The organism is Paenisporosarcina sp. P4_E4_2 (assembly GCF_056401595.1).
On the sequence record NZ_JBFUJC010000069.1, the window covers coordinates 1 to 11,119 of the forward strand.

At 37.5% G+C, this 11,119-nt stretch carries 11 protein-coding genes and 1 pseudogene; 4 read left to right on the forward strand and 8 right to left on the reverse strand.

Annotated features, from left to right (window positions below):
• Nucleotides 1-56: 56 nt before the first annotated feature.
• A complete protein-coding gene (gene nadC, locus AC1DSB_RS07305; protein ID WP_477586272.1) occupies nucleotides 57-911 on the reverse strand; it encodes a carboxylating nicotinate-nucleotide diphosphorylase in 855 nt (284 codons plus the stop codon).
• Nucleotides 908-2,446: an L-aspartate oxidase gene (nadB, locus tag AC1DSB_RS07310; RefSeq protein ID WP_477586274.1), complete on the reverse strand. Its 1,539-nt coding sequence runs from the start codon at nucleotides 2,444-2,446 to the stop codon at nucleotides 908-910. Before nadB ends, nadC begins: the two co-directional genes overlap by 4 nt.
• A 113-nt stretch (nucleotides 2,447-2,559) precedes the next feature.
• On the opposite strand from nadB, the gene AC1DSB_RS07315 reads away from it, so the two are divergent.
• Both AC1DSB_RS07315 and AC1DSB_RS07320 read left to right on the forward strand, forming a co-directional pair.
• Nucleotides 2,560-3,696 carry an IscS subfamily cysteine desulfurase gene (locus tag AC1DSB_RS07315; protein WP_477586276.1) on the forward strand — a complete coding sequence of 379 codons (1,137 nt, stop codon included), beginning with the start codon at nucleotides 2,560-2,562 and terminating at the stop codon, nucleotides 3,694-3,696.
• A 132-nt stretch (nucleotides 3,697-3,828) separates the two neighbouring features.
• Nucleotides 3,829-3,990 (forward strand): hypothetical protein, encoded by a 162-nt coding sequence (locus AC1DSB_RS07320; protein ID WP_477532100.1) that lies wholly within the window; start codon nucleotides 3,829-3,831, stop codon nucleotides 3,988-3,990.
• 52 nt (nucleotides 3,991-4,042) lie between these two features.
• Here AC1DSB_RS07320 and AC1DSB_RS07325 read toward each other — a convergent pair whose 3' ends face one another.
• The gene (locus AC1DSB_RS07325) at nucleotides 4,043-4,183 is read right to left on the reverse strand and encodes a hypothetical protein (protein WP_477532099.1); all 141 of its coding nucleotides are present in this window, start codon (nucleotides 4,181-4,183) and stop codon (nucleotides 4,043-4,045) included.
• Complete coding sequence (locus tag AC1DSB_RS07330) at nucleotides 4,183-5,472, reverse strand: helix-turn-helix domain-containing protein (protein ID WP_477586278.1); 1,290 nt, start codon at nucleotides 5,470-5,472, stop codon at nucleotides 4,183-4,185. Before AC1DSB_RS07330 ends, AC1DSB_RS07325 begins: the two co-directional genes overlap by 1 nt.
• Before the next feature lie 266 nt (nucleotides 5,473-5,738).
• Here AC1DSB_RS07330 and AC1DSB_RS07335 point away from each other — a divergent pair, with 266 nt between their 5' ends.
• Nucleotides 5,739-6,035, forward strand: coding sequence for a DUF3006 domain-containing protein (locus tag AC1DSB_RS07335; RefSeq protein ID WP_477532863.1), 297 nt, complete (start codon nucleotides 5,739-5,741; stop codon nucleotides 6,033-6,035).
• A gap of 108 nt (nucleotides 6,036-6,143) precedes the next feature.
• Here AC1DSB_RS07335 and AC1DSB_RS07340 read toward each other — a convergent pair whose 3' ends face one another.
• The 4 genes and pseudogenes from AC1DSB_RS07340 to AC1DSB_RS07355 form a co-directional block, all read right to left on the reverse strand.
• The gene (locus tag AC1DSB_RS07340) at nucleotides 6,144-7,433 is read right to left on the reverse strand and encodes a helix-turn-helix domain-containing protein (RefSeq protein WP_477532862.1); all 1,290 of its coding nucleotides are present in this window, start codon (nucleotides 7,431-7,433) and stop codon (nucleotides 6,144-6,146) included.
• Between the two features lie 468 nt (nucleotides 7,434-7,901).
• A pseudogene (locus tag AC1DSB_RS07345) lies at nucleotides 7,902-8,030 on the reverse strand (glutathione-dependent formaldehyde dehydrogenase); the annotation flags it as partial.
• Between the two features lie 191 nt (nucleotides 8,031-8,221).
• Nucleotides 8,222-9,766, reverse strand: coding sequence for an FAD-dependent oxidoreductase (locus AC1DSB_RS07350; protein ID WP_477586280.1), 1,545 nt, complete (start codon nucleotides 9,764-9,766; stop codon nucleotides 8,222-8,224).
• A 98-nt stretch (nucleotides 9,767-9,864) separates the two neighbouring features.
• A complete protein-coding gene (locus AC1DSB_RS07355; protein ID WP_477586282.1) occupies nucleotides 9,865-10,140 on the reverse strand; it encodes a hypothetical protein in 276 nt (91 codons plus the stop codon).
• A gap of 139 nt (nucleotides 10,141-10,279) precedes the next feature.
• Between AC1DSB_RS07355 and AC1DSB_RS07360 the strand changes: the two genes are divergently transcribed.
• On the forward strand, nucleotides 10,280-11,119 hold an 840-nt coding region (locus AC1DSB_RS07360; protein ID WP_477586284.1), incomplete at its 3' end, for a TolB family protein.

Consider the following 11,119-nt stretch of genomic DNA (forward strand, 5'->3'; position numbering starts at 1 on the left):
GTTCAAGTAATGGGCAGGTATTGGATCAGCAATTTGTAATTCTTCTAATAACGATGTCATGCGAAAACGGCCTCCTTACTTGAAACGGTTAAATTCATACTGATATCTATGTTTGAGACACTATGCGTTAGTGCGCCAATGGAAATAACGTCGACTCCAGTATGACGGTATGATGAAAGTTTATATAAATCAATTCCTCCAGAAGCTTCTGTACGAATGGAAGCTGGCACAAGTTTTGACCAACGTGTCATCGTCTCAGGCGTTTGATTATCAAACATGATGACATGTGGTTTTGCCTTAATTGCTTCAAGTAATTGTTCTTCTGTTTCTACCTCCACTTCAATCATGACCATATGACCAAGCAAAGCACGGACTTTTTCCACGGCTTGCGTAATGGAACCCGCCGCAGCGATATGATTGTCTTTCAACATCACCGCATCGTACAAACCAATGCGATGATTAAAGCCGCCTCCAGCCCGAACTGCATATTTTTCAAACATTCGGAGACCCGGTGTCGTTTTGCGTGTATCCACAATGCGTGTATGCGATGAGCCAAGTGCTTCCACACATTTAGCTGTCAAAGTTGCARTGGCACTCATTCGCTGAACTAAATTCAATAGCACGCGTTCTCCTGACAGTAAGGAAGCAATCGGACCCTTCAATCGAACAATAGCTTCACCAGATGCCACATGATCCCCATCTTTTTTTAACAGTTCTACTTCCACTGTGTTATCCAGTAAACCATAACCCCATGTAAAACACTGCAAACCAGCTACCACTCCATCCTCTTTAAGACGCACAATGGCCTCGCCGATGTTGGATTCCTGGAAGAGAACTGAGGACACGTCACGATCTCCTATATCTTCAATTAAGAAATTTTTTAACGCAGCTTCTACTTTTAAACGATTCATTTTACAGTCTCCTTACTTTCAATTTCACGTAATCTCGTCGACACCCTTTGAATGGAACGTTCGATAACTTTTCCTGTCCATTCATCAGCCGACGTTGGATAATCATGTCGATAATGACCTCCTCGGCTTTCAGTTCGAAGGAAGGCGGATTTTGCAATTAAACTGCTAGCTGTATAACGGTGAATAAGCTGTATTTCTTCTTTTGTGTAGTTTGCAAGGTTAAGGCGAGAGAGAGGGAATTCTTGAATATAATCTGCAAGACCGTTTCCCGTGCGAATAATTCCGACTTGTTCCGTCATTCGTAGTTGCATAGTCGCTGGAGAGACCTGAATGAATGAACAATCTACTTCTTCATCAAGTTGAATTCCTGAGCGAATCACGTTTTCTTGCAATCTCTTTGCCAATCGTTCTGCAAAAACAAGACCTTCCAATAATGAATTACTAGCTAAACGATTCGCTCCATGCACACCTGTAGAAGCTACTTCACCAATTGCATACAGCTGCGGAATGGATGTTTCCCCAACATCATTAGTTTGTACGCCACCCATATGAAAGTGAGCGCCTGGACGAACAGGTAATAACTCATGAAGTGGATTCACACCATAACTCATACAATTAGCATAGATTGATGGGAATTTTTTATCGAACCGGTAAATATGTCGAGCATCCAAATAAACGGGGTCTTTTTTTTGCCAGTGCCACTCAATGACACGAGCGACAATATCCCGTGGTGCTAGTTCCATCAACGGGTGAACATCCTTCATCACACGAATTCCGTCTTGATTAACGAGGAAAGCACCTTCACCTCTTACGGCTTCAGAAATAAGACCGCACGATTTTCCATTCAACGTAAAAATGGTGGGGTGAAATTGAACAAATTCCAAGTCTTCCAAAATAGCACCTGCATGATAGGCAAGGGATAACCCATCTCCCGTTGCTACTGGGGAATTGGATGTCTGACTATAAAGTTGGCCAATACCGCCGGTCGCAAGAACAACATGTCTCGCTTTAATAAGATGTTTGTGACCATTTGAATCACTAACGAACGCCCCAGTACATTGCCCGTCATCAATTTGCAATTGCAGTACGGTATGAAAAGGGAGGCGGGTAACTTTTTCTTGTGTTTGTTCGAGCAAATAATGCATTAACATCTTGCCGGTCTGATCTCCACCAGCATGTAAAATCCTCCGTTGTGTGTGTGCAGCTTCTTGACCAAGTTCGGGTAAGCCATGCGAGTTAGCATCAAAAGGAAGTCCTTGTGCCATCAATCTTTCGATGAGTACTTTTCCCTCATGAACAAGAAGCTCCACGCGTGAATAGTGCGCATGATCAGCAGTAGCAAGAATTGTATCGACGGCATGTGTCTCAGGGGAATCATAAGGAGCAAGTGATGCTGCAATTCCGCCTTGAGCAAGTGCAGTATTACTAGTGAAAGGATTTTCTTTTGTGAGGATAGCAATGGACATGGAAGCGGGGAGAGAATGAGCGAGCATTAACCCTGCGACTCCACCACCGATGATACAAATATCAAACATTCTTCACACCAACTTTTCGAAAAGTTTACAGCTGTCTTGACACTATTAATGACATAAAGATACAGTGATTACAAGAAGAAAATCGTTTTTGGAAGGAAAATGGGTGATTTTTGATGATTTACTTAGATACAGCTGCCACATCCCCAATGAGAAAAGAAGCGATTGACGCTTATGTAGAGGCGGCAACGAAAGCTTTTGGAAACACACAAAGTTTGCACGATGCAGGTTCAACCGCTGCAGCATACTTATTATCTTGTAAGCAATTGTGGGCAAAATTTTTAAATGGACGGGCGGAAGGGATCTTCTTTACAGCCAATGCTTCAGAAGGAAATCAACTGACAATTCGATCCTTATTAAGAGGAAGACCTCTTGAATATCGGGATATCGTCACAACCAAACTTGAGCATGCGTCCGTATTAACCGCACTGCACGAATTAGAAAAAGAAGGCTACCGTATTCACTACATACCGGTAGACAAATATGGTGTAATCGATTTGCCATTGTTTAAGAAATCGGTGAAACATAATACCGCTTTAGTCATCATGCAGCTAGTCAACTCGGAAATGGGAGCCATTCAACCGGTTGTATCATGTGCAACACATGCCAAGCAATTTGGCGTGCCTATACATTGCGATATGGTGCAGGGAGTCGGGAAGATACCTGTGGATGTTCGTGCATTGAATGTAACGTCCGTCGTTTGCTCAGCGCATAAAATTGGAGGACCTAAAGGGGTAGGAATCGTTTATTTAGACCCGTCCGTACACTGGGAATCTGTTTATGAAGGTACCACGCATCAAAGTGGATTTCGAGCTGGCACAGTCGATATCCCAGCAATTGTAGCAGCGACAATCGCGGCAAAATATGCCTTTGCGGAGCAAGATGGTGCCTATCAACAGGCGAGTCATTTACAAGATTTTATCTTGGCTCATCTACCTGAATCTGTCCATTTAGTAGGAAACCCAGCGACTAAGTCTCCTTTTATACAAGGATTAATTTTGCCACATGTAGAAGGGCAGTGGCTGATGCTAGAATGCAATCGTCATCAGATTGCCATCTCCACTGGAACGGCTTGCAAAATTGGCTATGGGGAAGCAATTTCTGCTTTAAGCGCAATGGGCCTTGAACGAGATATGGCAAATAGATTTATAAGAGTTTCTTTTAATCACAAGACAACTGTGGAAGAAATTAATGCATTTTTACACGTTGTACAAAATTCTTTAACAGATAACAATACGAAAGCCACTCTATGAGAAGAGTGGCTTTTAACATTCCATTATATGGGCAATTTAGTATAAAAAATAAATTGTTAATAATTGAAACACAAATGTGAGATATTGCGTATTCTATATATAAATAGAAACTTAAAGAGAGGGGGAAACAAATTGAATATAGGTGACTTCTTTCTCACGGTTATTGTGTTCATCATTCCAGCGTTCATCACTGGCCTCTTAATTTATAAGTTCATGTCCTCGAAAAGCCGTAAAAATCACAACCAACTAAAAGACTCTTTATCAGAGGGCGTATCCAAAAAACAAATCAAATAAAAAAGCAGAGACTGCAATGGGATGAAAATCCCGGCAGTTTCTGCTTTTTTAATTAGTTGTTTAGAGCAATGAATGTAGGTGATTGAATGCTTGTAATTCTAGGAAGCACATTGTCCGCCAGTGTAATACCTTGTTGAGCAAATGTCATGACAAGCAATGCAGCGATGAAAGTTAATAGTAGTTTCTTCTTCATTATAATTCCTCCAGTATGTTAATAGATTTTAATTTAAATTGGTAAAGAACAGCTTGTTGGTAAGTTAAAGCAGAATTTTTGTATTTCCTGTTTTCGCTATATATTTTGCCCAGTAAAATAGAATATTTATTGGCATAGCGATAATCTTTAACTGTCTCAAAATGCTGGATTGCAGAAAGAATGATTTGATCAGAAGCTAGGTCCATCTCGTGCTTAACTTTATATATATTAAAATGATAGAAAAATGACATGTACTTCTCCATTGACTCTTTTTCAATTAAAGAAAGTCCTTTTTCACACCATTCGATAACCTTGCCAATATTTTCTGTTTTTGAATATTCTTTAACTATTGAAAAAATAGTTATTAAATGTCCTTCTGTATCATCCCAATATTCTAGGCTTTCAATAAAATAAGAGATTGCTTTATCACGATTTCCCTTTAAAGAATAAAGCGCTCCTAAGTTTTGAGTAATAATACCATCATATTGTGTCAAACGCACATCTTTAGCTAATTTTTGCGTAAGAAGGAAACATTCTTCAGCACTTTTAAATTTAGCAGTCATCATCTGGGCCACGCCCGTAACAATGTAGCAATCAATCGCTCTAGCAAAAATCAGATTATCTTTATAATAATTCAAAGATTTTGTAGAGTATTCAATAGTGTTTAAAAGATGATTGTTGGATAAATAAGACATGCTAATAGCGTGGTAGAAGTCTGCAAGTTCCCATTCTTCCAAGTGAAAGTTAGTGAGTATGTCTAAGGCTGTTTCAAAATGCTCTAACGCTACTTTGRAATCTTTAACTAAATAGTAATAGAAGCCGCAATTCTTATTAAAGATAAAGCTTTGTCTCTCATCGAATTTTTCTTGCATTTGTTCCAAAGCATTCATCAAACTTTTTACAATTTCCACTTCAACTTGAGTGATTAAATACAAACGGAATAAATAGAGATTGCAAGTATAGAAATTGGATTCATCTTTAAACAGAAAATTTCTTACCTTATAGGAATCAAGTTTTAATGTAATATCTTCCTTATTTCGATTAATAATTGCATCTTTATAAAGAAGATAAAGTTCWGATAAGAACTCTGTTTCCTCTTCAGTGGAGAGATCCTCAAAATCCAGATGTAATCTTTCCAATAAAAGCTGCAGGACATCTTCGCTTGGAACCGTCTGGTTATTCTCAATCTTGCTTAAATAGGAAGTGGAGCAAATTCCTTTGGCTAACGTGACTTGTTTCATATTCTGTTGTATGCGGGACATTTTGATGAGCAAACCGATATTATTCATATATCCACCTTTTATACTAATAGAGTCATTGAGTAATATCTACTATATGTAGTTGGGAAACAAAACTTAAATACCTATAAAAAAACGCGTGTTTTGGAAAAAAGTTTCCCAACCTGTTTTTCTTTCTTATTCTATCTTAACGAATTATGATTATATTGTAACTAGTTAATGAATTAGTATTTCTTCAAATTCTACGTTTATTATGAATATTTAGCAATTTTTATCTTTCAACAAGCAAATTATCATTTGAAAAGGAGCTGTTCAGTATGTTTACAGGTAGAATGTATAAATTGGATCGATTTCAGGATGATTTAGCAGTTCTCTTGGAATTTCCTAGGGAATCAAATGTATTGGTCGTTCCAACAGATGATTTAACTTATGATATGAAAGTTGGCGACGTATTATTAGTAGACATTCAGGAAGAAGGCTTTCTTATCTCAAAAGTGAACAAACGTGCTGCAAATAAACAAAAAGAAACAGATTCTGTATACTCTGCACAAAAAATTAACAGTTACTATATTGATTACGAACTTGGTTGTTTAGTTTATACAACTGCCAGCTGATTTTAGCGTTCAAAGGCACTGCCGCCAGTGTCTCTGACATATACCGAAAAGCCTGTAACTATTTCCCCCGACCTCGGGAAATAGTTACAGGCTTTTTGATTTGAATTTTTATAATTCTTCCCAATGGTTCATTTTATTTTTGTTAAACATACTTGCATTAGATAACACGAAATATTTGGCTGCATTTTTATATTTATTGTTTTCATAATAAAAGTTGCCTAACAATTGCGCATATTTATGAGCATGGCGGTAATCTTTAAGTTCCTGAAAAAAATTATAAGCATCAATAGCCACTTTCTCGAAAATCGTTGAGTCAGTTTCTCTTGTCAAGTAAACATTTAAATGGTGAAAAAATGTTTTCTGACTGGGATTCTGATTATTATCTATTAATGATAAACCTTCCTTACACCATTTAATGACTTCAGCCGAGTTTCTTAATTTAGAATATTCTTTTACGAGCGAATATATAGGTAGCAATTTTTCTTCGTTATCGTTGCGCGATTGGAGACTTTTTAAATAGAATTTTATTGCTTCACCTGGCAAACCCCTTCTTGACGCAGAATTCCCTAAGTTCTGTGTAATGATTGGGAAGTGTTCAACAAGATTAAGTTGGGATGCTATTTTTTGTGCGAGTAATAGATTTTCATAAGCTTCTTCATATTGGAACGAGAATTCTTGTGCAATAGCCAAAATTAAGTAACATTCAATCACACGAGTGTTGAAAAATCCGCTCTTGAAAAACTCTAGAGATTTTTGGATATATTCTATTGAAATGACCCATCTCTGCTGAGTTAGATAACAATGTCCTAAAAGATAATTAAAATCGGCTTCTTCCCATTTCTCAATATTGATTTTTTTGTAATAAGAAATTGCCTTTTCATAGGATTGAAGAGTTAAGTTATAATCCATCAAAAAAGAATAGTAACTGCCGACATTAGAATTAAATAAAAACATCTGGTAGTTATCAAAGTTACTGGATAGCTCAGATAATGCCATAATCAGTTCACTTGTGTCATTTTGAACATCTTGCACAATCAAAGTTAATCTGAGCACCATGAGCTGATATGTATAAAAATTTGAAGAATCTTTAAATAAGTAACGTTCACTATTAATTTCTTTTAACGCTATAGCTGTGAGTTCGCGGTCTTTGTTCATGACGGCATTGAAATAAATCTCACGAATGTGCTTTAGATAACTATCGTCGTCTAAACTTTTGTTTTGGTTGATCGCAATTTCGAGTCGGCTTAATAGTAAATTGACCACTTCTTGGCTTGGAACGATGGAATTGTTTTCAATTTTACTTAGGTAGGAGGGAGTACAAATCCCTTGAGCTAATGTAATTTGCTTCATATTCCTTCTAATTCTCTCAAGTTTAATCACATGTCCGAAGTTATTCATGGTCGCATCTTCCTCCTTTACTTATATTTTACATCTTTAATATTCAATTTTTATCCTACTATACGTTGATTAAACTTAAAACAAAAGTTTAAGAAATTTATTTCATAAAAATGATATATATATGCCCTGAATGTGAAAACTTTCCCAACATTTTCGACATTTTTCGACGTTTTTTTCATGTAAACTACTACTAGAGGAATTAAACGAAAGAACAAAATATTTAAAATGGGAGGTGAGTAGGAAATGAAAAWTACATCATTGGTTTTGGTTCAAATTGCTTTGGGCTTTTTTCTCATAAGGCACAGAAGAAATATAACGAAACCCATTAACTTAATCGCGTTCGCTTTTTTTACCATGCTCATGATCTATTCCTTTTCAAATCTACTCCCAATTCTTGGTGAAGGTGTAACGGTTGTGAAAAAGCTCATCAACACTGAAGTAATCAGATTCTGAAACGAAAAACCATTTGTGTAAATCTGATCCACAAATGGCTGTAGAGGTAATACGAACATTAATATCATCTCGTTTTTGAAGTTTTGGATCTTCCACTTCTTTGACTTTGATATCTTTCGTTCCTTGAAACGTAATCGCCTTCATATACCATCCTCCTCAAACGGTGTTCACCGCCTAAAACTTTACCCATATGATTTTTTTCGAAACATTTACAAAAACAACATGTAAAAAGCAAGCAACTCTTTATAAGAGCTACTTGCTAGAGTGTGTATTTAAACTTTTAATACAAAACTGTCCTATTAAATATGTCCTAGACGTTGTTTCTAAAAGTTAATTTATCTGCGTTCTAATGGTTTCACGGCAGGACCTTCTAAAACTTCTCCTGTATAAGAGAACCGTGAACCGTGACAAGGACAGTCCCATGAACGCTCACTGTTATTCCAATGAACATCGCAGCCTAAATGGGTACATGTAGGTTTTACTAAATGTATTTTCCCATGCTCATCTTTATATGCACCTGTCTTGTGATGATCAATCATGACAATCTTGCCTTCGTCCACCTGTAAATTCTCAAGGGTATCAGATGGTCTCGTGAATTTTCCTTTTACTAATTCTTTCGCCACATTTGAGTTTACTTTTACAAAGTTTTTCGTATCATGTTGTTTTAGTTTTGATCGAGTCGGTGAGTATAAATCTTTATTGGGATTAAATTTATTTTGGGCAAGATCGGCTAACAATAGACCTGCGGCCGTCCCATTTGTCATACCCCATTTTGCAAAGCCAGTTGCCACGAATACATGAGGCAATCCAGATGTCATTTCGCCGATATAGGGAATGCGGTCGAGCGTTTCTAAATCTTGGGCAGACCAATGAGTGTCGATGGACTGGACAGGGAAATGCTGTTTGGCAAATTGTACGAGTGTTTCATAGCGTTCAACGGTAGAATCATCATGAGTAGTATCTTCATACTGCCCGGCTTTGTGACCTTCACCACCGACAATCACGTAGCTTTCTCCTTTATCACCTTTGGCTGTTCGAATTGAACGGGTAGGCTTTTCTACATTGATATACATGCCGTTCATATGCTYATCTGGAACTCTGACACACACCGCGTAGGAGCGTTGCGGAGACAATTTTGAAAAATACAAACCGTCTTTATCGTTAAACGGATAATGACTTGTAACAAGGACTTGTTTGGTCGTGATTTTCATTCCCTCCATCGTTTCGATAATGATTTCATCATTATGTTTAAGGGAGCTTGCTCGGGTTTCTTCGTGAAAAACGACGCCAAGATTCTGTGCTTCTTTAACTAATCTGTTGATATATTTAACAGGGTGAAATTGCGCCTGTTTTGGTAAGGTTAATGTTTCACTTACCGGAAATGGGAGTTCATCCAAGGATATCGATAGTTCACCAGGAATACCAAGCTTGTCATAAGCCGCTTTCTCCGTATGTAATTGATCAACACCTTGTGTAGTTTGTGCGTACAGAACGGCATCTCGTTCTTCAAAATCACAATCTATGGAAAGCTCGTCTACCCACATTTGTATTTGTTCGCGTGCTTGTTGATTTGCATCAAAATATTGGCGTGCCTTGGTCTTTCCGAATGTCTGTATTAACTCATCGTAAATTATTCCGTGCTGTGCGGTTATTTTCGCTGTAGTAAATCCAGTAGTACCACTGGCGATTTTGCTTCCTTCAATTACGATTACTTTTGCGCCTGCCTTAGCGAGGACGTATGCTGCAGTCACCCCGGTAATGCCAGCGCCTATAATACATACTTCTGTTGAGACATCCGATTCTATTTGTGGAAATGTTTTGTTTGATCGTACTTTTCTCCAATAGGATTTTGTGAATTTAGGCAATTCAAGTGCACACATAATTTAAACCCTCCTGCTCGTAGTTTCTTCATTATTACCCGTTTCCAGAAAATACAATCATGGATGGAAGAATTTGAACTGTAAGGAGGGTTTGAAAATTATATTTCTTCCAAAATAATCATAACCCCGATCAAAATAGGCAAAAGGCAGACAAGGAATAAAATACTCCTAGCAAGCCAAATCGGCAGTTTTTCGAAAAATACTGCAATCAAGATTACTCCAATTAAGAAAAGAATGGAGACTATGATGCTGTCTGTTGTAGGAGAGTCTATATGATTCAAATCGACTTTATCACGATCGTATTTGTACACCCAAAAATATATCCCCACTAAGCCTAGAAGAATCAATGCCATTCCACCTAGTATCCAAGCCATAATAAAACCTCCAATTTTCATATAAATAACATACTGCAATAAATTTAAATAATCGACGGGAAAATTATGGTTCAGATTTAAAGGAAAACTCTTACGGATGTCGAAATAGGAATAATGCGACACCTAGGGAGGAAATTAAATGTCAAAACGCAAATTAACTATAGAAGATTTAAATCAATTGGTTTCTGTTACTCAGCCTACCTTAGCACCAAATCAAAAAGAATCAGTTTTTGTTCATACAAAAATAGACGACAATGAAAATACATATCAAGCGAATTTATGGCATGTGGAATTGGATTCAAAGAAATTGACACAATGGACACATGGCAAAGAGAAGATTTCTTCTCCTACATATTCCATAGACGGCACGCAGCTTGCATTTTTATCTACTCGAGATGATAAGAATCAACTTTATGTATTGTCCACAAAAGGCGGGGAAGCACGTAAAGTGACTTCATTTGAAACAGGAGTCAGCAGTTTTGTGTGGTCTCCATGTGGAAAGAAAATATGGTTTTCTGCTTCCTTAAAAGAAGGAAAGAACTTTACTGATGAACCGGATAAAGAGGAAAAGAAAAAACCAGAACCATACGTAGTGGATAAAATGAAGTACAAAATGGACGGTACGGGGTTGCTGCCTCAAGACAGTTATAAACATATCGGTGTAATAAATCTTGAAAACGGGGAAGTAACACAATTTACGGAAGGCAATTATTTTTATTCGCTACAGTCCGTTTCACACGATGGATCGAAACTAGTCTTCGGTGTCAATCGTTCTGAAAACCAGGATTTCGAATTCCGTCAATCATTGTATTTGGTGGACGTGGACTCGAAGGAAGAAACGGTTGTTATTGAAGAAGATGGTTACTTTGGCGGTGCTGCATTTTCTTTTGATGATTCGAAACTGGCATTTGTCGGTAGCGATGCGTCTTTCAAGAACGCAACACATACAGAACTATATGTATATGATATCGAGTCAGGT